The 21,652-nt window shown below is 42.9% G+C and carries 20 protein-coding genes; 6 read left to right on the top strand and 14 right to left on the bottom strand.

Features of this window, described 5'->3' with window-relative positions:
- Nucleotides 1-64 precede the first annotated feature (64 nt).
- Entirely contained in the window at nt 65-643 is a 579-nt protein-coding gene (gene nfuA, locus ACAX20_RS01205; RefSeq protein WP_371187871.1) for a Fe-S biogenesis protein NfuA, read from the top strand.
- A gap of 69 nt (nt 644-712) precedes the next feature.
- On the opposite strand, the gene ACAX20_RS01210 is transcribed toward nfuA, so the two are convergent.
- Together ACAX20_RS01210 and ACAX20_RS01215 are read right to left on the bottom strand one after the other, a co-directional pair.
- A complete protein-coding gene (locus tag ACAX20_RS01210; protein ID WP_371187873.1) occupies nt 713-1,996 on the bottom strand; it encodes an MFS transporter in 1,284 nt (427 codons plus the stop codon).
- Nucleotides 1,997-2,035: 39 nt separating this feature from the next.
- A complete protein-coding gene (locus ACAX20_RS01215) occupies nt 2,036-3,376 on the bottom strand; it encodes an MATE family efflux transporter (protein WP_371187875.1) in 1,341 nt (446 codons plus the stop codon).
- 181 nt (nt 3,377-3,557) lie between these two features.
- Here ACAX20_RS01215 and ACAX20_RS01220 point away from each other — a divergent pair, with 181 nt between their 5' ends.
- The 3 genes from ACAX20_RS01220 (at nt 3,558) to ACAX20_RS01230 (ending at nt 6,959) form a co-directional block, all read left to right on the top strand.
- Nucleotides 3,558-4,613, top strand: a complete 1,056-nt coding sequence (locus tag ACAX20_RS01220; protein WP_371187877.1) for a polysaccharide deacetylase family protein — start codon at nt 3,558-3,560, stop codon at nt 4,611-4,613.
- A 70-nt stretch (nt 4,614-4,683) separates the two neighbouring features.
- Nucleotides 4,684-5,205, top strand: a complete 522-nt coding sequence (locus ACAX20_RS01225; RefSeq protein ID WP_371187879.1) for an NUDIX hydrolase — start codon at nt 4,684-4,686, stop codon at nt 5,203-5,205.
- 215 nt (nt 5,206-5,420) lie between these two features.
- Entirely contained in the window at nt 5,421-6,959 is a 1,539-nt protein-coding gene (locus ACAX20_RS01230; RefSeq protein WP_371187881.1) for an FAD-dependent oxidoreductase, read from the top strand.
- A 99-nt stretch (nt 6,960-7,058) separates the two neighbouring features.
- Here ACAX20_RS01230 and ACAX20_RS01235 read toward each other — a convergent pair whose 3' ends face one another.
- The 6 genes from ACAX20_RS01235 to ACAX20_RS01260 form a co-directional block, all read right to left on the bottom strand.
- Nucleotides 7,059-7,784 (bottom strand): YebC/PmpR family DNA-binding transcriptional regulator, encoded by a 726-nt coding sequence (locus tag ACAX20_RS01235; RefSeq protein WP_371187883.1) that lies wholly within the window; start codon nt 7,782-7,784, stop codon nt 7,059-7,061.
- 147 nt (nt 7,785-7,931) lie between these two features.
- Nucleotides 7,932-8,567 carry an SCO family protein gene (locus ACAX20_RS01240; protein WP_371187885.1) on the bottom strand — a complete coding sequence of 212 codons (636 nt, stop codon included), beginning with the start codon at nt 8,565-8,567 and terminating at the stop codon, nt 7,932-7,934.
- A gap of 35 nt (nt 8,568-8,602) precedes the next feature.
- The gene (gene cyoE, locus ACAX20_RS01245) at nt 8,603-9,520 is read right to left on the bottom strand and encodes a heme o synthase (RefSeq protein ID WP_371187888.1); all 918 of its coding nucleotides are present in this window, start codon (nt 9,518-9,520) and stop codon (nt 8,603-8,605) included.
- A gap of 8 nt (nt 9,521-9,528) precedes the next feature.
- Nucleotides 9,529-10,521, bottom strand: a complete 993-nt coding sequence (locus tag ACAX20_RS01250; RefSeq protein WP_371187890.1) for a heme A synthase — start codon at nt 10,519-10,521, stop codon at nt 9,529-9,531.
- Nucleotides 10,521-11,066 carry a hypothetical protein gene (locus tag ACAX20_RS01255; protein WP_371187891.1) on the bottom strand — a complete coding sequence of 182 codons (546 nt, stop codon included), beginning with the start codon at nt 11,064-11,066 and terminating at the stop codon, nt 10,521-10,523. Before ACAX20_RS01255 ends, ACAX20_RS01250 begins: the two co-directional genes overlap by 1 nt.
- A gap of 50 nt (nt 11,067-11,116) precedes the next feature.
- On the bottom strand, nt 11,117-11,986 hold the full coding sequence (locus ACAX20_RS01260; RefSeq protein WP_371187893.1) for an SURF1 family protein: 870 nt from the start codon (nt 11,984-11,986) through the stop codon (nt 11,117-11,119).
- A 59-nt stretch (nt 11,987-12,045) separates the two neighbouring features.
- On the opposite strand from ACAX20_RS01260, the gene ACAX20_RS01265 reads away from it, so the two are divergent.
- Nucleotides 12,046-12,255 carry a DUF2909 family protein gene (locus ACAX20_RS01265; protein ID WP_371187894.1) on the top strand — a complete coding sequence of 70 codons (210 nt, stop codon included), beginning with the start codon at nt 12,046-12,048 and terminating at the stop codon, nt 12,253-12,255.
- Between the two features lie 371 nt (nt 12,256-12,626).
- Here ACAX20_RS01265 and ACAX20_RS01270 read toward each other — a convergent pair whose 3' ends face one another.
- The 5 genes from ACAX20_RS01270 to lexA all read right to left on the bottom strand — a co-directional run bounded on the left by ACAX20_RS01270 (nt 12,627) and on the right by lexA (nt 18,415).
- The gene (locus tag ACAX20_RS01270; RefSeq protein ID WP_371187895.1) at nt 12,627-13,508 is read right to left on the bottom strand and encodes a cytochrome c oxidase subunit 3; all 882 of its coding nucleotides are present in this window, start codon (nt 13,506-13,508) and stop codon (nt 12,627-12,629) included.
- A gap of 41 nt (nt 13,509-13,549) precedes the next feature.
- Entirely contained in the window at nt 13,550-14,101 is a 552-nt protein-coding gene (locus tag ACAX20_RS01275; RefSeq protein ID WP_371187897.1) for a cytochrome c oxidase assembly protein, read from the bottom strand.
- Between the two features lie 16 nt (nt 14,102-14,117).
- Entirely contained in the window at nt 14,118-15,707 is a 1,590-nt protein-coding gene (ctaD, locus tag ACAX20_RS01280) for a cytochrome c oxidase subunit I (RefSeq protein ID WP_371187899.1), read from the bottom strand.
- A 12-nt stretch (nt 15,708-15,719) separates the two neighbouring features.
- A complete protein-coding gene (gene coxB / locus ACAX20_RS01285; RefSeq protein ID WP_371189543.1) occupies nt 15,720-17,234 on the bottom strand; it encodes a cytochrome c oxidase subunit II in 1,515 nt (504 codons plus the stop codon).
- Between the two features lie 566 nt (nt 17,235-17,800).
- The gene (gene lexA, locus ACAX20_RS01290) at nt 17,801-18,415 is read right to left on the bottom strand and encodes a transcriptional repressor LexA (protein WP_371187901.1); all 615 of its coding nucleotides are present in this window, start codon (nt 18,413-18,415) and stop codon (nt 17,801-17,803) included.
- A gap of 163 nt (nt 18,416-18,578) precedes the next feature.
- Between lexA and ACAX20_RS01295 the strand changes: the two genes are divergently transcribed.
- A complete protein-coding gene (locus ACAX20_RS01295; protein ID WP_371187903.1) occupies nt 18,579-20,507 on the top strand; it encodes an acyltransferase family protein in 1,929 nt (642 codons plus the stop codon).
- 162 nt (nt 20,508-20,669) lie between these two features.
- Here ACAX20_RS01295 and ACAX20_RS01300 read toward each other — a convergent pair whose 3' ends face one another.
- Nucleotides 20,670-21,608: a glycosyltransferase family 2 protein gene (locus tag ACAX20_RS01300; protein ID WP_371187905.1), complete on the bottom strand. Its 939-nt coding sequence runs from the start codon at nt 21,606-21,608 to the stop codon at nt 20,670-20,672.
- Nucleotides 21,609-21,652: the final 44 nt, after the last annotated feature.

The raw sequence follows: 21,652 nt of genomic DNA on the forward strand, positions 1-21,652 counted from the left end.
AATAGTCGGGTATGTTGCAGGGCAACATACTACGCGTGAGATGTAAGCATAAAGCGAGACACAAATGATTAAAATTAGTGATACCGCACAGGAGCATTTCGTAAAGCTACTGTCGCAGCAGGCTGAAGGCACCTGTATTCGTGTGTTCGTGGTAAACCCAGGAACCGCACAAGCAGAATGTGGTGTGTCATATTGTCCACCAGAAGCCATTGAAGAAGACGATATCCGTATTGAATACAATGGTTTTGCGGCGTTAGTTGATAAAGACAGTGAGCGCTTTTTAGAAGACGCTGAAATCGATTTTGTTAGCGATCAAATGGGATCGCAGTTAACGTTAAAAGCACCAAACGCGAAACTTCGTAAAGTTGCTGACGACGCGCCATTATACGATCGCGTAAATTACTTTATTCAATCTGAGGTTAACCCACAGTTAGCCGGTCACGGTGGTGAGTGTCAATTGATGGAAATCACTGAAGATGGTTATGCTATCTTACAATTTGGTGGTGGCTGTAATGGTTGTAGCCAAATTGACTTAACCGTAAAAGAAGGCGTAGAAAAACAGCTAATCGCTATGATGGGTGATGAAATTAAAGGTGTTCGCGATGTAACCGAGCACCAACGTGGTGAGCACTCTTACTATTAATTGGCTGTGGCAATTATTTATTAAAAAACCCGACGTATGTCGGGTTTTTTGTCTTTATACAACGCTTGGCTAATCGCGCGCTTGATCGCCCATACGTTCAGTTTTTAGCGGTTGCATGCGCCTTTTTATATGCCAAGCGCATATTAATGACATCAATAGTACAAACGGTAGCATGGTCAGTACCACGTAATCCCAGCTACTGGTAAACAGCAACCAGCCAGCTAATAATGACGCCAATGCTTGAGTAAAGAAAATAACAAAATCATTGAGCGCTTGTGCTTTATAGCGCTCGTGACTTTGGTAGCTTTCTGGCAGTATCACAGTGCCAATAGTAAACAAGAAATTCCAGCCTACCCCTAGCAATACCAACGCCCACCAATAGTGCATCACATGTTGGCCACTTAACGCGACGATGATGACGAGAGCATACATAATAGTGCCGGTTGCCATCACCGTACCTGTGTGGAATTTTTTAATTAGCAGACCGGTAAAAAATGACGGTAAAAACATCGCCGCAATATGCGATTGAATTACCCACTTGGTATCAGCCAGCGAGTGACCCATCATATCGTGCATACTTAATGGCGTTGCCGTCATCACAAAACTCATAAGACCATAACCGATAGCGCCAGAGCCTAAGGCGATAATAAAGCTGGGTTGTTTGATGATTTGCGATAAATTACGTCCAGCCATGCTGTGCTGTTGTTGTGAGTCTTGCACAATAGGGTTGCTAAATAGCTGAAAACCAGCAAACGAGATACTGATAAGAATCGCTAAACCAAGAAATGAGCCAGCATAGCCATGCTCTGAGGCTATCCAGTCTTTACTAAATAAGGCCATTTCAGGGCCTAATATCGCCGCAAAAATCCCCGATAGCATTAATACTGAGACGGCACTTGCCGATTGTGTGCTTGCCACGCTTTCAATGGCGGCAAAGCGCAGCTGCAAGCTAAAGGCAATAGAAAAACCCATAAACAGGGTTGCTAGCAATAATAGATAAAACCACCCTTGTACGGCTGAGAACATAGCGAGTAAACAGCCAATGAGTGCCAAACCATAGCCTATATTGGTGGCTTGCTTACGACCTAGGCGCTGATTAAGTTGACTGACAATAATGGTGCCTAACGCAGTACCCACAATCATTAAGGTTAACGGCAGGGTTGCTAGCTTTTCGCTTGGTGCAATCTTGGTTGCTAATAAGCCACCAATAAAGGTTACCGTTGGGCCAATACAGGCCAATAATGGGCTGGTAAAAAACAACACACAAATATTACGGGGGTAATGCAATACCTTGGCTAATACCCAAAGGGCGACCAACATTGCGATAGCAATGAGGCTTAGAGTTACGAACATAATATATTCCAATAATTATTGTTATTATCGCGCCAGATGTTACGGCTCGCGATGTTTGGGAATAAAACGATAATGGTAGTGCCAATACAAGGTTATGCCACGACTGGCCATAAATAAGCAAAATGCCAACCATATGCCGTGATTGCCCCAGTGACTGAAGATAAACCAACAGGGAAAAAACACCAAACACGTGGAGACTAGCATGGAATTACGCATGATGCGTCCCTCAGTTAGACCAATATAAATACCATCGTATAAATAACACCAACAGGCAATAATCGGTAGGATAACAATCCATGGCATAAACTCATGAGTGATCGTGATGATGGCATCTATGTCGGTAAGTAGCTCGACGAAAAAATGTCCAAACAGATAAAAAATGAATGAATAGAGTATGGCGAACACTAGATTGTAACGATTGGCGACTTGTACCGATAATTGCATGGCCTCGATGTTATTTTCACCTTTAGCTTTGCCCACTCTTGCTTCGGCACCATAAGCAATGCCGTCGAGACCAAATGAAATCAGCAATAAAAAGTTAAGTAAAATCGCATTGGCTGCGACAACGGTGTCGCCTAAACGAGCACCTTGAAAGGTAATAAAAACGAAGCACGCTTCTAAACATAGGGTGCGGATGACGATATCGCTATTAAGCTTTAGATAAGGAATAAGGCTGCTTTTATTCATCGCCTCTTTGCAGTGTAGCTTGATGTTTATCAGCAATTGTTTACTATGAATTTTCAGTGAGTTGGCGACCATCCACATACCAATAGTAAAACAGCTGTATTCGGCGATAAGCGTTGCATAAGCCACACCGGCAATTTTTAAATCAAAGCCAATAACAAATAGTAAATCTAACAGCAGATTTATGAGATTGGTTATGATCAGTAGCCACATGGCTTTTTTCGCTTGATGCATGCCTAATAACCAACCCAGTATCACTAAATTGGCTAGTGCTGCAGGTAAGCCCCAAATACGAATTTCGCTATACTGCCTAGTGTATGTGAGTACTTGCTCGCTTGCGCCGCTAAGCCAAAGTCCGGCATCAATATAAACATTTTGCAAAAGGATAAAGAGCAAGCCTATAACAATCGCAACCACTAGCCCCCGAGTGAGCACGCTAAACGCATCTTGGCTGGCTTGTTTACCATAAGCTTGCGCGGCGAGTCCGGTGGTCGACATACGTAAAAAACCACAAAACCAAGTGATAACCGATATCAGCATCGCTCCCACAGCACTGGCGCCAAGATAATAGGCCTCAGGTAAATGACCAATAACCCCCGTATCAACCAAGCCAAGTAAGGGGATGGTGATATTAGACAAAATCATCGGGAGGGCTAGAGCAAACAGTGCTTTGCGCTCTTTATTGACAGCGGACAACGGGTTCTCCTGTTAGGTGGTCATTGGATTTAGGTTCGGTCGTATGTTTAAGTGTGCTACTTTGTGGCAAAATTGAGTCTTGCCACTATTCAGTTTTAAGCCTTGGTAGTAAATGCCTTGGGTCAACTGAATATCACGGTTTGTTTAGTTTACAGGAAGGCGTTATTTGGCGCACCGCAATATGAAAAAAATCCTTATATTATTATCATTTATCTTTGCTTTAATGATTTTTGAAAGTCGCGCGACAGTGGTACTGGTTTATCACCATGTCAGTGATTCAACGCCGAAAAGTACCTCAATAACGCCACAACAGTTTGCGAAACACTTACAGTATTTTCGCGATAATGGCTTTAAGGTGATCCCACTTAACGAAATGGTGGATAAACTCAAAGCCAAACAGCCACTAGAAGATAAAACCGTAGTGATCACCTTTGACGATGGCTACAGCGATATTCTCCATAACGGTCACCCATTATTAACCAAGTTTAATTATCCTTACACCGTGTTTATTAATCCCAGCACAGTGCCAGATAAACAAGGCAGCTATTTAACTTGGCCACAAATAAAGCACATGGTTGATGATGGTGTGCTTATCGCCAATCACGGTTTAGCGCATGATTCCTTGATTAAAGTACCTGCGGGTGTTGATAACGATGTTTGGTTGACTGAAAAACTGACGGAATTACAGCAAGCTGAAAAAATTATTGAGCAGCATACAGGTCAAAGCTGGCGTTACTTTGCCTTGCCTTATGGTGAGTACACACCCAAAGCGCAGCAACAGTTAGAAAAGCTGGGCTATGTGGTGTTTACTCAGCAATCAGGCGCGGTTGGTGAGCACACCGATTTAACCGCAATCCCGAGGTTTCCGGCATCTATGCCCTATGATCAAATCGGGCCGTTAAAAAATAAACTCAATGCGTTAGCATTTAATGTGAGTGAGCAAACGCAACGCTCAGCCACTATTGTGCCTTATGGGCAACAGCCGGATACCGAGATAAACCTTGAGGTTAAGGACTTTTATCCAAATATGCTGAGTTGCTTTATTAGTGGTAAAGGAAAAGCTGAGATTAATTGGCAGACGGATAATCAATTTGCGATGGGTTTTGCCGGTGCTTTTGCGCCAGGACGCCAACGCGCTAATTGCACCGCACCAAGTATTGCTAAACCGGGACGTTATTATTGGTACTCAAAACCATGGTTTGTGCCCAATAAGGATGGTAGCTGGTACCAAAACTAAGGCGACAAAGTCAATTTTTGGCGCCAAAGCTGATATACTACGCGCCTATTCAGCCTTTAATTTTTAAATTATGCGTTTACTAAGAACGACCACTCATCCAAGCCTAGAAAACCTATGTGCCAGCAGTTTTCATCGCCAAGCGGCGCGTGCCATTATCTTACGCGGTGAGGATATTCTGTTGCTTTACACTGAGCGTTATCACGATTATACCTTACCGGGTGGTGGCGTTGATGAAGGTGAAGATTTACAACAAGGCTTGGTGCGCGAACTGATTGAAGAAACCGGTGCGCAAAATATTCGCAATATTAAAGCCTTTGGTCGCTACGAAGAATTTCGCCCTTGGTACAAAAACGATTTTGATATCATGCACATGGAATCGTTTTGTTACACCTGTGACATCGATGAAGAGTTGGCAGACACACAGCTAGAACAACACGAAATAGCCAATGGTATGCGCCCAGTTTGGGTCAATATTTTTGATGCGATCAATCACAATGAAAATACCATGGCCAACAGTGACAAAAAAGGTATGTCGATTGAGCGCGAAACCTATTTGCTGAAGCTTATCGTTAAAGAGTTACTTAGCGAGTAGCCTCGTTCCGTAAACCAGCTAAATGCCAAAAATCAGCGCAAGCTCACTGTCTTGTAGCGTGCTTGCTACCTCCTTTATTCGCTGGCTATCCCCTCACGGTCATTTTATCTTTGCTGTTAGTCCTTATTGGTTATGTCTGTATCTTGCTGAGAGGATATTATCGTATAAAAAACAATCTCTAAAGTGTTAGGGAAGCGAATGAGGGAAGAGCAACAATGACTGTTTCGCAAAAGTCTGTAGCAAGTAAACCTAAGAAAGTAAGCGAAATCCAACAATGGCATATCGAAACCGATGTAGCCATTGTTGGCTTTGGTGCCGCAGGAAGCTGTGCTGCAATTGAAGCTGCCGAAACGGGCGTTAAGGTGGATGTGTTTGAAGCAGGCTCTGCTATAGGTGGCTCGACCGCATTGTCGGGTGGCGAAGTTTATCTTGGTGGTAGCGGTGGCACCCGTATGCAAAACTTGTTTGGTTTTAGCGATAGCACTGAAAACCTTTACAACTACCTAATGATGCAACATAGCCCGCAAGCAGACGAAGCGAAAATTCGCGCCTATGCCGAAGGAGCCAGTGCGCATTTTGATTGGCTTGAGGCAAAAGGTATTCCGTTTAAAGAGTCTTACCTTGACGAACGTCTAGTTGAACCATTCAGCGATGATTGCTTGATATGGAGTGGTAATGAAAAGTCTTGGCCAGAGATAAATCATTGCCAGCCTGTGCCCCGTGCGCATGTGGTAAAAATGCAAGGTATGGGCGCTGGTAAAGTGTTTATGGAGCACTTAGAGCAAACAGCAATTGAACTTGGGGTAAATGTTCATCTTGAAGCTCGTGCATTGTGTTTGATTCATGACGACAGTGAAAACGTTATTGGCCTTGTGGTGCGCATTAATGGTCAAGAGCTTAATGTAAAAGCAAATGGTGGGGTGATCCTATGTGCCGGTGGTTTTGTGATGAATCAAACCATGTTAAAGCAATATGCACCGCGCTTTGCTCGTTGTAATACGCCTATTGGTAACCCAGGAGATACCGGTGCAGGCATACAAATGGGTATGTCGATGGGCGCTGCAGCGATAAACATGCATGAAGGCTTCGCTAGCTTACCATTTTACCCGCCGTCGACGTTAACGTATGGCATCATCGTCACCGACAAAGGTCAGCGTTTTATTAATGAAGACGCTTATCATGGACGTGTGGGTAGTCATTTACTTGAACAAAATAGCGATCGTTTCTACTTGATTGTCGATGTCGAAGCCTATGGTGATTACGAGCAAATGAACTTCCTTAATGCCGATGTCGTCGCCACCGCAGATAGCGCTGAAGAACTCGAGCAAGAGCTAGGTTTGGCTGCGAATTCGTTATCACATACCATGAATTTTTATAATGAGCATGCCGCACAAGGTGAAGATCCGCTGTTTCACAAACAGCCTGAGTGGCTGCGAGTGTTAACACCGCCATTGGTCGCCTTAGATATCACCCCTGAGCGTGGTGTGTATATGCCCTACTTTACCTTAGGTGGGCTGGATACTGAGCCCACAGGTGAAGTGCGTAAAACTGATGGAACGTTAATTTCTGGATTATATGCCGCTGGGCGAACCGCCTGTGGTGTACCTCGTCGAGGCGCGGGTTATAGCTCTGGTATTAGTATTGGTGATGCCAGCTTTTCTGGGCGCAGGGCAGGGCTAGCGGCAGCAAAGCGTGCCAAAGCGAGTGGCGCATTGTCGCGTCAACAACAAGCGCATGAGCCATCGTTACGGTAAGCCGGTGGCACAGCTAGGTGGCAACTAGCCAAAATAAGACAATAAAAAAGCCAACACATGTGTTGGCTTTTGTTTGCATAGTTAACGCTTGCTGAGTGCTTAGCGTTTTACTTCAGCGTTGTGGTAGATGTTTTGTACATCGTCGCTATCGTTTAGCATGTCCATGAATTTATCAAACATTTTGATGTCTTCAGGATCTGTGATTTCTTTGTAGTCTTGCGGGATCCATGTGATCTCGTCAACTTCAAAGTTGATATCACCTAGCTCTGCTACCAATGCATTTTTGGTCGCGAAGTATTCAGTTTGCGGTGCCGTTACCGTGATAATACCGTCTTCTGCTTCAACGTTGCTTACGTCAACATCGGCCATCATTAAGGCTTCAAAAATCGCTTCGTCGTCGTCGCCTTCAAAACAGAATAAAGCAACGTGATCAAACATGAATGCCGCAGAGCCTTGCGCACCAATTTTTGAATCAGTTTTGGTGAATGCTTGGCGTACGTCTTTGATGGTACGGTTTGGGTTGTCGGTTAGACAGTCAACAATCACCATAAAGCCGCCAGGACCAAAACCTTCGTAACGTGCTGGCTCGTAGTTTTCACCACCTGCACCGCTTGCTTTGTCGATTGCTTTGTCAATTACGTGTGTTGGTACCTGATCTTTCTTTGCTTTATCAATCAGGCGACGCAGTGCTAGGTTACCGTCTGGATCTAGACCACCATTTTTTGCACATACATAGATTTCTTTACCGTATTTTGAATAAATCTTAGTCTTCAGACCGGCGGTTTTCGCCATAGACTCTTTACGGTTTTGGAACGCTCTACCCATTGTTCATGTCTCTTGTCGGTAATGTGTGATAAATTTTCGCCAATTTTAACAGGCTTTGCGCTTGCTGTGTAGAGGCGAGTAGGGTGTTTACTCGCCTTGACTGGCTATATGCAATAGATGTGGTTAGTATGGCGAAAATTCAAGGCTCTACTGACTTTGCTGATAAATCAGTTTGAAGTCGGCTAACATGGCATCGGCATTGATGCTTGGCACAACACCAGGTTCTCCCTGAATGGGCTTAAAAATCGCATGAACTTGGCCATTTGGATTGGTCATTACTATCGATGCGCTATGATTGACCAAGTAATATTCATCTTCGCTGTCTTCGGCGATGGCATACATTAAACCAAGGTTACGGGAAAAAGGAAACAACACATCGTGACCAGCGCGCAATGCCAAAAAGTCTTTATTAAAATACTTCACATATTCGCTTAGTACCTCGACGCTGTCGCGCTTTGGATCTGCAGTGATTAGCGCCACTTGCATATTATTACCGCTAACTTGCTGAAGTTCGGGGTAAATGCTATTGAGTTTTTGCATGGTAATCGGGCAAATATCTGGGCACGATGTATAACCAAAGAAAAACAAGGTCCATTTACCGAGCAGTTGCTCATTGCTAAAGGCGCGGCCGTGGTGATCGGTTAATTCAAATTTGGCGAGAGTCCTTGGTGTTTGATACATCAAGGCATGCTTAGGTTGTTGCTGTTGAAACTGACTTTGATAAACAAAAGCACCGGTAGCGATAGCTACCAGGGCAATGATGGCGAATAACACTTTATTCATAGGGTAATTAATTCTCTGTTTAATCGCTTAAAATATCACATGGCCGGTAGTGCATAGTGATCCACCAGTAAAATAATAAACAGCAACATCAAATGGACAATGGAGAAACGAAATGTTTGCATCGCTGTTTGCTCGTCGGCATTAAACTTTAGTTTCCAAGCATATGCAAAGAAAATAAGGTTTAAGGTGACGCTACCAAGTAAATAAATCCAGCTGCTCATACCGACTAAGTAAGGGATTAAACCGACCACAAACAATAATATGGTGTATAGCAAAATTTGTGTTTTGGTAAACTCGATACCGTGAGTCACTGGTAACATTGGGATATTCACTTTGGCGTAATCATCGCGACGATGAATCGCCAGAGCCCAAAAATGTGGTGGTGTCCAAGTGAAGACGATTAACACCAGCAATAATGCATGTGGGTGTACTTCGTTGGTCATTGCCGTCCAACCAAGTAACGGTGGTATAGCACCGGCAAGACCACCAATGGTGATATTTTGCGGCGTGGCACGCTTTAGGTACATGGTATAAATCACCGAGTAACCGACTAAACCTGCGAATGTTAACCATGCAGTGAGTGGATTAACGAAACCATAAAGTAGTGCAAAGCCGACCAGCGCTAAACTGCTGGCAAATACAATGGCTGCCCGGTTACTGACCCGGCCATTCGCTAATGGTCGATTTTGCGTGCGCGCCATTTTCGCATCTATCTGCTGGTCAACAATATGATTGATAGCTGCTGATGCAGAAGACAGTAAGCCGATGCCAAGCATTGATGGGATTAGTATTTGCCAAGGAATCGCTCCGGGTACCGACAAGCTCATGCCGACTAAGGCTGTTAATACCAAAAGGGCGACCACCCGAGGTTTGGTCATTTCATAATAATCGCGCCAACTTATTTTGCCGGTAAGGCTGGTCTGATTGATGGGTAGTGCAGATGATTTAGCCATAACAACTCCTATATTTTACGACGCAAACTGTAGGTTAAGGTAATAAGGGTGAGCATGAGTAACGCCGCAACAACGTTGTGGGCGACCGCTACCGCAAGCGGTAAACTAAAGACAATATTTGATACGCCTAAACTAACTTGTATCAGTAGCACCACTAAAATTACACTGGCGGTTTTCTTAAAGAATGCAGACTGCGCTTTAAACAATACGCTAAATGCTAACCAGCCTAAATATACAGCGGTAATGATGGCGCCAATACGGTGCACGGCGTGAATGGTAACGCGCTCTGCATGGGTAAGAAAACCAAACTCGTAACTGTCGAGTTTCGGTGGTATTGGATCAAATGAATTAGCAAAGCTGAGTTGTTCGAGCCAGCCATCCTGACAAATTGGTAACTGGGTGCAAACTAGCGCGGCGTAGTTACTTGATGTCCAGCCACCAAGCGCTATTTGTGCAGTAAGAATAGCTATGCCAATAACGGCATAAACTCGATATTTACGCAGGCCAGTGTCGCCACCTGCGACGCGATAGGGGGTTAACCGTAAATAGAGTAAATACAGTAAACACAGGGTTATAAAACCGCCTAATAAATGCCCCATAACCACAATTGGCATCAGTTTCATGGTGACGGTCCACATGCCAAGAGCAGCTTGAAAAATCACCGTTGCTAAGATGGCAAACGGCAAAAATAGTGGCCCACCTTGTTGGCGATGTTTAAACGCAAGGATAAATATCGCAGCAATAAGCAAGCCTAAGGTACCGGCAAAATAGCGATGGATCATTTCGTTCCAAGCTTTTTGTACTTCCACTGGTCGTTCAGGAAAAGCCGCTTGCGCTTTAGCGATTTCAGCTTCGGTTTTTGGCACATCGAGTAAACCGTAACAACCTGGCCAGTCGGGGCAGCCAAGACCAGCATGTGTTAAACGAGTATAAGCGCCAAGCGTAATAACAACGATTGCCAATAGCATGGCAAGGAAAACTAATTTACGGGTACTGTTCATTAACCAATCCTCGATAGCTTTAATACTTTTTTCAGATCACTTAGCATGGCTTTGCCAAAGGCTGGAATAGCTTGCTCGGTCGTTGGTTTATCATAGGTCAAGACAATATTGCCCAATGGATCAACGACATAGACTTTATTGGCAGATAAGCTGTGCTCTTGTTGGGTAACATGCTGCCAGCTTTGCTGGTGAATAATTTGCTGATACTGATCACTAAGTTGTGTAGCGCTAATGACAATAGGTGTGACACGGTGGGTTTCACGGCCTAAAGCTAAGTAGGTGTTATCCATACCTGACAAGGTAAAAGCACAGCGCTCATCGCAGTTGTCGGGCAAAGCGGTAATGAGTAACCATTGCTTATTGAGGTCAACTTTAATGCCTTTTTCATTAAGGGTTTGTGGCTGGTTTAGTAAGGCGCCTTGATTGGTTACACCATAGTTAAACCATTGGTACTCTAGGGCTAGCTTGGCCAAGATCACCGGGAGAATAAATACGCCAATAAGTAGCAATAGGCTACGTCGATTGTTTTTTACAGCTTTGCTCATAATCTGCCTTATTGTTATGGTTATGTTGATACAGTTATTGCCTTTTCAGGTTATCGCGATACGTGTTTGTGTGTTGTTCGGTCCTCGTTTGCTTCGTGATTCTCTGCGCCGTTGTTTTGGTTACTATCGATATTTCGACGCAGATGCATTTGATAACTAGCCACCAACATCAGTAATAGCCATGCCCCTGCTAAGCCGCCCCATTGCACCGCGTAACCAAAGTGTTTTTCTGGCAGCATAACAATAGGTTGCCACGTTTTTTTGTAACCGATTTGCTCATCTTCATGTAAAAATAAGCTAAATGGTAATAGGGGAAGATCAATCAGTTGTGAAAATCGCTGGCTATCAATTTGCTGCACTCTTAACGGCCAGTTTAGTTGGCTAAATGTGGGCTGTTGCAATACCAAGCCAGATTGTTGGATACGAACATGGGCGATTAGTTGTTGTTTATTTTTAGGTAGTTCAATGAGTGGTAATTGAGTTCGGTCAACGGAACCTGCGACCCAGCCTAAATTAACCAGTACATGTTGTGCACTAGGCTCATCAAAAAATATGGCGTAGACTTTGTAGCCAACTCGCCCCGAATCGACTTGGTTATCCAGTAAAAACACTTGCTCGGCAACAAAGTAGCCACGGATAGTAACCATCACGTCATTGTATTGCGCAAAGATGTCGGCGGTTGATGACGCGGATGTATTATTACTCTGGGCATTATCGATAATACGCGCCATGGGCTGCGCTTGTTGCTGATTAAATTCAGCAATGCGCTCTAACCGTTGTTGTTTTTCGATACCCCGTTGGTACTGCCAAAAACTTAACTTGATTAATAATGCAAATACCGCCAAGGTAATAACGACCCATAACAGGCGCCAGCTTTTTACGAACTGGAAAGTGTTGGTTTTTATTATGGTTTGGGTCATTGCTTGCACAGGGTTACTACTAAAACAAATACTTAAATAAAGGGGCTGCTGAGAACAATATGATCATTAAAATTGTCATCGTTTTGTTATTACTGTTGATGATATACAACCTGTTTAAAGCAGGTGTCAGCATGAACAGCAATGACTCTAAAAAGCCACCCATGTCAAAATACATCGGACGACGGGTGCTGATATCGGCATTAATTATTTTGCTATTATTTATTGGCATTGCCACCGGCATCATTCAGCCCAACCCTCGACCTTATTAACGGTTTACCACCTGTTTAACAGCCATAAAACGACAGCTTTTGTGCAAGTAGTAAACCGTTAATAAGGCGTCGCCAGTTGCTCGGACGTATTGACCTCTGTTTAATAAATCTACTGAGAGATAAAATCGTTTTAATCAAGGCAAAAGTCATGTTATTTAGTCATCTAAATTCATCAGTTTTAACGCAGAGTCAAACGATTTTAGCCTCAGCCCAAGGGGCAATGGCTATTTTTCGCACTAGCGGCATTAGAGCTCTCTCATTTGGAATAACCAAATTTCGCTTACTCTGCTTTGCTATTACAAAAAATAGCTTATTGTAGAAAATACAAACAAAGGTGAATACGTCCGTGACGACACCTTATTTTGTTTACGCTATAGAACGTAAACAAACACGAATAACAGCACCCAGACCACATCAACAAAATGCCAATACCAACTTGCCGCTTGGAAGGCAAAATGGTTATCTGGGCTAAAGTGACCTTTTAACACTCTTAAAAACATAACAATCAGCATGATGGTACCCAAGGTCACGTGCAGACCATGAAAGCCTGTAAGCATGAAAAAGGTATTACCATATACACCACTGGCCAAGGTCAGGCCCATCTCGGTGTAGGCATAAATATACTCTTCAACTTGTAATGCGAGGAAGGCAACACCCAAAGCAATGGTTACGCCAAGCCAAAATTTAAGCAGGCCTCGTTTTTCTTGCTCTAATGCAACGTGAGCAAAGTGAGCAGTAAAAGATGAGGTTAGTAGTAAAATGGTGTTATAAAGGGGTAATCCAGTCCAAGGCATGGCTTCGGTAGTTGTACCATCTGGGGTCACTTCTAGTGGCCATACCGCGGTAAATTCAGGCCATAACACTTGCCAAGTCTCTAGGTTATTACCTTCACCACCAAGCCAAGGCACAGCGATCACTCGGGCATAAAATAAGGCACCAAAAAATGCCGCAAAAAACATCACTTCAGAGAAGATAAACCAGCTCATACCTTGGCGGAATGAGTTGTCCATTTGCGCGCTGTATTTGCCTGCTAATGACTCATCAATAACATTGGAAAACCAACCAATAACCATGTAAATGATTAAAGCGATACCGGCAAGTAATACCCAGCCACCAAAACCGTCTCCTGTTTTTAGGTTAGCAACATAGCTACCAGCACCAATGGCTATCAAAAATAGCGCAACGGCACCAACTATTGGCCAGTGACTTTGTTCTGGCACGTAATAGCTTTCGTAATTTTTCGTTTCACTCATTGTCTTTTCCTCGTACGCCTAGTGAATCAGTTTAACGGTGTTTAGCTGGCTTCGGTTATGTCATACAAGGTGTATGATAAGGTCAGCTCTTCAATATGCTCGGGTAACTCTGGATCAACGTAAAACTGTAGTGGCATCCATACATCGTTATCGGCTTCTAGCGGTTGCTGGTTAAAACAAAAACATTCAATTTTTTGAAAGTAATTGGCCGCTTGCCCTGGCGATACTGAAGGTACCGCTTGCGCGACACCGTATTTGTCTGATTGATTTTTGGCGTAAAATTTTACGAATTTCATTTCACCTGGGTGAACGTCAATAAAGTTCTGCTCGGGTTCAAATTGCCAAGGTGCGCCCTTAGCGATACGACTGATAAACTGCACCCGCACAACCCGCGAGGTATCAATACCATCTTGGTATACCTCGGCAGCCGTTTCATTGGTTTTACCGTTCAATCCAGTAATGTCACAAAACACGTCATAAAGTGGTACCAAAGCAAAACCAAAGGCAAACATGGCAACCACAGTGAACACTAATTTGCGTACACTTTTATTAACTTGTTGGCGTTTATCGTTAGGCTCGTTGGTATCACTCATGACGACTCCTTAATGATTATTTCACTTCTGGTGGTGTAGCGAAGGTGTGATATGGCGCTGGCGAGGCCACTGTCCACTCTAAACCTTCTGCGCCTTCCCAAGACTTCGCTTCGGCTTTTTCACCGCCGCGAATACATTTGAGTACCACATATAAGAAGATCAGCTGTGATAAGCCAAAGGCAAAACCACCTAAACTTACCCACATATTCATATCGGCAAATTGCAACGCATAGTCAGGTACCCGACGAGGCATACCAGCAAGACCAATAAAGTGCATAGGGAAGAACAGTACGTTTACTGAAATTAACGAGCACCAAAAATGCAGCTTACCGATTTTTTCGTCGTACATGTGCCCCGTCCATTTTGGTAACCAGTAGTAAGTTGCTGCGAATAAACTGAACAGCGAACCGGTAACCAGTACATAGTGGAAATGAGCTACAACAAAGTAGGTGTCATGGTATTGGAAGTCGACTGGTGTCATTGCCAGCATTAACCCTGAGAAACCGCCAATGGTGAACAAGATGACAAAAGCAATAGAGAACAGCATAGGCGTTTCAAAGGTCATCGCCCCTTGCCACATGGTTGCTACCCAGTTGAAGACTTTAACCCCAGTAGGCACGGCAATGAGCATGGTGCAGTACATAAAGAATAACTCACCGGCCAATGGCATACCTGTGGTAAACATGTGATGCGCCCAAACGATAAACGATAAAAATGCAATCGATGCTGTTGCATAAACCATTGAGCTATAACCAAATAGGCGCTTACGAGTGAACGCTGGGATAATGGTTGAGACAATACCAAAGGCTGGCAAAATCATGATGTAAACTTCAGGGTGACCAAAGAACCAGAAGATATGCTGGAACATGACGGGGTCGCCACCACCTGCAGCATCAAAGAATGAGGTGCCAAAGTAGGTATCGGTTAATACCATGGTGACCGCACCGGCAAGTACCGGCATAACGGCAATTAATAGGTAAGCGGTAATGAAGAACGTCCAAACAAACAGGGGCATTTTCATGTAGGTCATACCTGGAGCGCGCATGTTCATAATGGTGACGATGATATTGATCGCCCCCATAATCGACGAGATACCCATAATGTGTACCGCAAAGACAAAAAATGCGGTGCTGCCGTTAGAGTACGTGGTTGATAGTGGCGCATAGAACGTCCAACCAAAGTTTGGTCCACCACCTTCTAAAAACAAGCTTGCAAGCAAGATAGAAAAAGCAAATGGTAAGATCCAAAACGACCAGTTATTTAATCGTGGCAGAGCCATGTCTGGGGCACCAATCATCATTGGAATCAGCCAGTTAGCTAAGCCTGTAAAGGCAGGCATAATGGCACCAAACACCATGATAAGACCATGGACAGTGGTCATTTGGTTAAAAAAGTCTGGCTCGACAATTTGCAAACCAGGCTGGAATAACTCGGCACGGATAACCATGGCCATGGCGCCGCCAGTAAGTAACATGGCAAAGCTGAACCAAAGGTACAAGGTACCAATGTCTTTGTGGTTGGTGGTTAGGATCCAGCGCATGATGCCCGCTGGCTTATGATCATGATGATCGTGAACATGATCTAACGTATTAGTAGCACTACTCATAATCATTCCCCCTTATTTGGCTACGTCTTTAGCTTGCACGGTATCACCGGTGTCATTTCCCCATGCATTACGCTCATAGGTAATGACTGCGGCCATTTCTTGTGGTGTTAACTGGCTGGCATAACCCATCATCGCTGTACCAGGTTTGCCATTAACAACGATATCGATATGACTGGCGATATCACCCGTGGCGATAGGGCTACCAATGAGTGATGGGAAGGTAGGTGGTAATCCTGCACCAGAGGCTTGATGGCATGCTGCACATTTCGCAAGGTATACTTGCTCACCTTTTGCCATGAGTTGCTCCATGGTTAAATCGCTCATATCAACCTGAGCTTCAGCAGCATTGTCGCTGGCATTTTCAGCCGTCACGTCGTTACTAACTGGCTCATTTTCTGTCGCTTGCTCAGCTTCTGTAACTGCCGTATTGACGCTGACAGCAGCAACCTCGACAGAGTCACTATTGCTCGATAATTGCTGAACATCTTTAGCCTGAATCGCATCGCCAGTGTTATTACCCCACGCATTACGCTCATAGGTAACGACAGCGGCAATTTCTTTAAGACTTAGTTGCTTACCAAAGGCTTGCATACCGGTACCGGCACGACCATTGACGACAACATCGATATGCTCATTTACTTTACCGCCATCGATAGATATGCCACTGCCGGCTAATGCCGGAAATGCTGGTGGTAACCCTTTACCATTAGGTTGATGACATGCGGCACAGTGTGCCATGTAGGTGCTTTCGCCTAGCTCCATCAGGTCTGCCATCGACATTTCTTGATTAACAGACGCCGCTTCTGCTTGCTTAGCTTGGGTTAGAGCGATTTTTTGTTCATTTATCCAGCGCTCGTAGTCCGCTTCTGAGCGAACATCTACAACAATTGGCATATAACCATGGTCTTTACCGCATAGCTCGGCACAGCGGCCGCGATAAATGCCGGGTTCATTGACTTTAGTCCATGCTTCGTTGATAAAACCAGGATTAGCGTCTTGTTTTACCGCAAAGGCAGGCACCCACCATGAGTGGATAACGTCATCTGAGGTAATAAGGAAACGTACTTTGCGATCGACAGGGATAACCAAAGGCTTGTCGACTTCGAGTAAGTAGTTCTCACCTTTCTCATCGCCTTCGCCTGCGCGGTTGTCGAATTGAGTTCGAGGAGTGGATAAAACACTGTAAAATTCAATGTCTTGATCAAAATACTTATAATGCCATTTCCACTGAGAACCGGTAACTTGAATGGTGATATCAGAGTTGCTGTTATCTTCCATATCAATTAGGGCAGTGGTTGCTGGCCATGCCATACCGATTAAGATCAAAACAGGAATGGCTGTCCAAAGAATTTCAACTTTGGTACTTTCGTGGAAATCGGCCGGCTTGACGCCTTTAGATTTGCGATGAAAAATCATCGACCAGAACATTGCACCAAATACAACCACACCAATTGCTGTGCAAATCCACAGCACCATCATATGGAGGTCATAAACGTTTTGGCTGACGTCTGTCACACCTTTAGTCATGTTCCATTGTGATTCAGCCCAAGCTGGACTAGCAAATATACCTGCCAATCCTAGCCAACCTAGGTTACCTCTCTTCACTCGACATCTCCTTCTGCTTAACAAGCCTAAGAAAATACAGAAAAAGGACAGGATACATCTTCACTCGATGTCGCAAATTTCCGTAAATTATTGTTTTTGTTATTAGACTAAATACTTCTGGAATTCAGTCTATTACGTACGACCAATCTACGTTTGGGTATAATTTGAATGGTGTAGATTTAGCGCGCTTTGTTGTTATTATTCAATGGCTCTATCTACGCGTTAAGCTAGACAATGAGTCATTTTTGTTTATTTCATGAACTAGGATTACTTAAAATTTGAACAAGATCTAGTGTTTTGATTGAAAAAAAGAAATATTTTCAAGGGGTAGGAGCTAGAGTAAATACTCTCAAAATGCTTGAGGCAAGCTTGATGAAAGAGTTGTAGGAATCGAGTTTGATGATAAAGCTAAGAAAAAGACCGAGTCTGTTTGCTTGTTTTTTGAACAGCGAGCTAACTAATCTAGCCCGCTAGTTGTCGATATTGATTTACATCCAATCAGCATTGCGAACAATACCAACAGCAATACCTTCAATATTAAACGGCGTTGATGCTAGATCGACAACAATCGGTTCAAAGGCTTCATTTTCAGCATGTAAGTACACAACATTACCTTCGCGTTTATAACGTTTAACGGTGACATCATCGTCGACGCGAGCAACCACAACCTGACCATTATGAATATCTTTAGTTTGATGCACAGCAAGTAAATCGCCATCCATAATACCGATATCTTTCATACTTTCGCCGTTAACACGCAATAAATAATCGGCTGCTGGATGAAATAAGCTGGCGTCTATTTTGTAATGATCTTCAACATGCTCTTGCGCCAAAATTGGCTCTCCAGCAGCGACACGACCAATTAGAGGTAGACCTTCTTCTTCAATATGCTCTTCGGCTAATTTTATACCGCGCGAGGTACCCGGCAGCATTTCAATAAAGCCTTTTTTCGCAAGTGCTTTTAAATGCTCTTCGGCTGCATTGGCAGATTTAAAACCAAAGAAATTGGCAATTTCTGCGCGGGTTGGAGGCATGCCGGTAGCGGCGATTTTTTCTTTGATAAGATCAAATATTTGTTGTTGTCTGGCTGTTAGGGCTCGCATGCGTAGTCGCCTGTCTATATGTACAGTAACTGTTAGTATATACAGCTAGCAGTAATAAGCAACCGCTAAGCGTTTGTTTTATTTAAATAGACTTCGTTGCCGCATTTCTCTTAGTAGGAAGGTATATAAGGATGACTTTGTCTTATTGTTTTTTTAGGATAAAATGCGCCAAAATATTTTATTCAGTTGGTATATTCTTGTGCAGTTTAGAAAAGATATCAATGGTCTAAGAGCCATTGCAGTAATAGCTGTTGTGTTGTTTCATTTTAATGCGAACTGGATGCCCGGAGGTTTTGCGGGAGTAGATGTATTTTTTGTTATCTCCGGTTTCCTAATGACGGGGATAATATTTAAAGGGATCGAGCAAGAAACTTTTTCGATATCGAAGTTTTACCTTGCAAGGGCTAATAGGATCATACCTGCATTAGCGGTTCTTTGTTTGGTCTTACTGGTGTTCGGCTTATTTTTCCTGACTCCGTTAGATTACAAAGCACTAGGAAAGCATGTACTCAGTAGTATGACCTTTTTATCCAATATCGTATATTGGACAGAATCTGGCTACTTTGACACAGCTTCACACGAAAAATGGCTTTTACATACTTGGTCTTTATCTGCTGAATGGCAATTTTACATACTCTACCCTCTAGCCCTTATTGCGATGAGAAAGCATATGTCATTGATGGCTATGAGAAAGGCCATCTTAGCAGGAACTGTAATCGGGTTTTTCTTATGTGTAATAGCAACCTACCACTGGGCTAATCCTTCATACTATCTATTGCATACTAGAGCGTGGGAGATGATGATTGGTGGTGTTGCATACCTCTACCCGTTAAAACTTGCAGAGAATAGAAAAAAAGCCTTTGAATGGCTTGGGTTAGTACTAATAATCTTATCTTATACATTCATATCAAAAGACAGTTTATGGCCAGGCTATTTAGCTTTAATCCCTGTTGTAGGGACGTTCTTGCTAATCCAAGCTCAAAGAAATGATAGTTTCGTCACAGGTAATATTATATTTCAGTATCTAGGTAAATGGTCTTACTCTATATACCTTTGGCATTGGCCTTTTGTTGTTGCGATATTCTACTTTTCTTTAACGGAAAATTTTATATATTTAGGCATTTTAGCATCGGTCTTCTTGGGTTTTCTCAGTCACAAATATATAGAGACGATTAAATTTAGAAATGATTTCTCGCAATTATCGCAATACTTAAAATGTAAACCTATTGGCCTTGTTTTCTCGATAGGTTTATTAGGGCTGATTGTGTTGGTGAATAATGGTTTTTTAAAGCTTGCTCCTCATCATTATCAAGAATTAATTGGTAAATCAGTTCCAAGCCCATACAGAGACACCTGCCATATCGGTTCTTATCAAGAGCCTTCAAAGTCGTGTGAGTATTTTGGTGAAAATATATCTTGGGCTATTTTGGGTGACAGCCACGCAGTAGAAATTGCTTATGCGTTAGCTGATAAATTACAGTCTGACGAGGTTGGGTTAAAGCATTTTAGCTATTCTGGGTGTATACCATCATATAAGAAATCCGCCGATTTTAGTGAATGCTCTAAATGGTATAATGACAGTATCAACTATATCATCGAAAACGATAATATAAAAAATGTGGTTTTTAATCACCGTTTTACAGCTCACCTTTTGGACGGCAACGCTGATAATTATACCGATGAGAGTGAGCCTGATATTTCTAGGGAAGCTTTATCTCTTGTTGAGCAAATAGATGAGTTAATTTCTTTATTAGCTTCTAAAAAAGATAATGTTTATATTTTCTACCCAATACCGGAGCTTCCGAAGCCAATAAACCAGCTGATAGACAATAAGCTTCATAGCGGGGAAAGTTTAGATAACATAGTTGGGACGAGCCTAAACTGGTACAAGAATAGAAACGTGCATATGATTAGGCATTTTAACAATTCAAAATACCCTGATAATGTTCATTTGATAAACCCAGAGAAAATCTTTTGCGATCAAACTGACTGTTATGCGGTGAAAGATGGGGTACCTCTTTATTTTGATGATGACCATCCGTCGATTCTTGGGGCATTTAAGTTAGTGGAAATGATTGAAATATCGAATTAAATAATCGAGGGCTATATTTAGGTATTGTATTCGTGAGGCTGTAGCTGAATATAACAAACCAGATTAATGGGATGAAGTTATAGAGAATTTGTAAGCCCGAAAGATAGATCGCTGTATCATGGTGTTAAGGGCTTACAAGATTGCTCAAATAGCGTTAAATAATTAACGCTTATTGAAAACGTTTGACTTGATTTTACGAATAGCCTTTCTAATTTTTGAAAAAAAGCTGCCTTTTTTATAGCGACCTTTGTCTTCATGACGAATAAAAAATACATTCGTTAATTCAATTGGTTCACCTTGAGGTTGATTGATTAACCATCGAAAAGCTCTGTCATCGTAGGTTTTTCTCCAGCGCTCTACAGTTGTTTGGTAGATTTTTAAATCGTCACAATAGCCACATGCTCTTGCTACATCGCCATGGGTAATTTGTATTGGCCCCGTCGCCCGACTAAAGAATAATTCTTTAAACTTACTTTTATCTATTTCTTTTATTGCTGGAGAATTGTCCGTCTGTTCGAGTAAAGAATCACTTTTAGATAGCAATTCAGTCGCAAATAATTTTTCTGGGTAGACAAGATAATCTTGACGATTGACGAGTTGCTCAGCTAACTGGTCGAGAGAACCTTCGTGGAAAACAACATCACAGTCGGTAAACCAAACCCAATCTGCCTTGGTATTTTTGGCTGCGATATTGCGGCCTATCGCACGACGCATAAGTTGTTCTGTCGGCAATGGAATAAAGTTCCATGTAAGGTTGTTGGCCTCTTGTGTTTTAAAATACTCAATAAGTTGAGTCGTCTCAGAGTCATCAACGGAGTAAAATACAGTATGGGTTACTCGTACATTATTTAGAGGGTACTTTACTAATGAGCTTAGTTGATACGTTAATAGGTGTGAGTAGTTCCAACAATGCGAAACAATTTCCAAATTTAAAGGCAGTTGAGCTAGGGTCAGTTGTTCCTTAGGAGGTAAATTTTTATTAAACCAAGTATATGGTATTAGCCCTTTTGTGGCTGCAAAGCGAAAAAGAAACTCTTTGATGCTATCAATACGAGTGAATGGAGGATAAGACTGAGGCTTCATTAACGTATATTCTTTCAAGTTTAGGATCGATCGTTGTATGATACCAGATTTTAAAAAGGAGA

Source organism: Thalassotalea sp. Sam97, assembly GCF_041379765.1.
In the GTDB taxonomy this organism is placed as follows: Bacteria; Pseudomonadota; Gammaproteobacteria; order Enterobacterales; family Alteromonadaceae; genus Thalassotalea_A; species Thalassotalea_A maritima.

Coding starts and splice junctions, on each gene's coding strand:
- nfuA (WP_371187871.1), top strand. CDS start 65: ATGATTAAAATTAGTGATACCGCACAGGAGCATTTCGTAAAGCTACTG.
- ACAX20_RS01210 (WP_371187873.1), bottom strand. CDS start 1,996: ATGTTCGTAACTCTAAGCCTCATTGCTATCGCAATGTTGGTCGCCCTT.
- ACAX20_RS01220 (WP_371187877.1), top strand. CDS start 3,558: ATGAAAAAAATCCTTATATTATTATCATTTATCTTTGCTTTAATGATT.
- ACAX20_RS01225 (WP_371187879.1), top strand. CDS start 4,684: ATGCGTTTACTAAGAACGACCACTCATCCAAGCCTAGAAAACCTATGT.
- ACAX20_RS01230 (WP_371187881.1), top strand. CDS start 5,421: ATGACTGTTTCGCAAAAGTCTGTAGCAAGTAAACCTAAGAAAGTAAGC.
- ACAX20_RS01235 (WP_371187883.1), bottom strand. CDS start 7,784: ATGGGTAGAGCGTTCCAAAACCGTAAAGAGTCTATGGCGAAAACCGCC.
- ACAX20_RS01240 (WP_371187885.1), bottom strand. CDS start 8,567: ATGAATAAAGTGTTATTCGCCATCATTGCCCTGGTAGCTATCGCTACC.
- cyoE (WP_371187888.1), bottom strand. CDS start 9,520: ATGGCTAAATCATCTGCACTACCCATCAATCAGACCAGCCTTACCGGC.
- ACAX20_RS01250 (WP_371187890.1), bottom strand. CDS start 10,521: ATGAACAGTACCCGTAAATTAGTTTTCCTTGCCATGCTATTGGCAATC.
- ACAX20_RS01255 (WP_371187891.1), bottom strand. CDS start 11,066: ATGAGCAAAGCTGTAAAAAACAATCGACGTAGCCTATTGCTACTTATT.
- ACAX20_RS01260 (WP_371187893.1), bottom strand. CDS start 11,986: ATGACCCAAACCATAATAAAAACCAACACTTTCCAGTTCGTAAAAAGC.
- ACAX20_RS01265 (WP_371187894.1), top strand. CDS start 12,046: ATGATCATTAAAATTGTCATCGTTTTGTTATTACTGTTGATGATATAC.
- ACAX20_RS01270 (WP_371187895.1), bottom strand. CDS start 13,508: ATGAGTGAAACGAAAAATTACGAAAGCTATTACGTGCCAGAACAAAGT.
- ACAX20_RS01275 (WP_371187897.1), bottom strand. CDS start 14,101: ATGAGTGATACCAACGAGCCTAACGATAAACGCCAACAAGTTAATAAA.
- ctaD (WP_371187899.1), bottom strand. CDS start 15,707: ATGAGTAGTGCTACTAATACGTTAGATCATGTTCACGATCATCATGAT.
- coxB (WP_371189543.1), bottom strand. CDS start 17,234: ATGACTAAAGGTGTGACAGACGTCAGCCAAAACGTTTATGACCTCCAT.
- lexA (WP_371187901.1), bottom strand. CDS start 18,415: ATGCGAGCCCTAACAGCCAGACAACAACAAATATTTGATCTTATCAAA.
- ACAX20_RS01295 (WP_371187903.1), top strand. CDS start 18,579: ATGCGCCAAAATATTTTATTCAGTTGGTATATTCTTGTGCAGTTTAGA.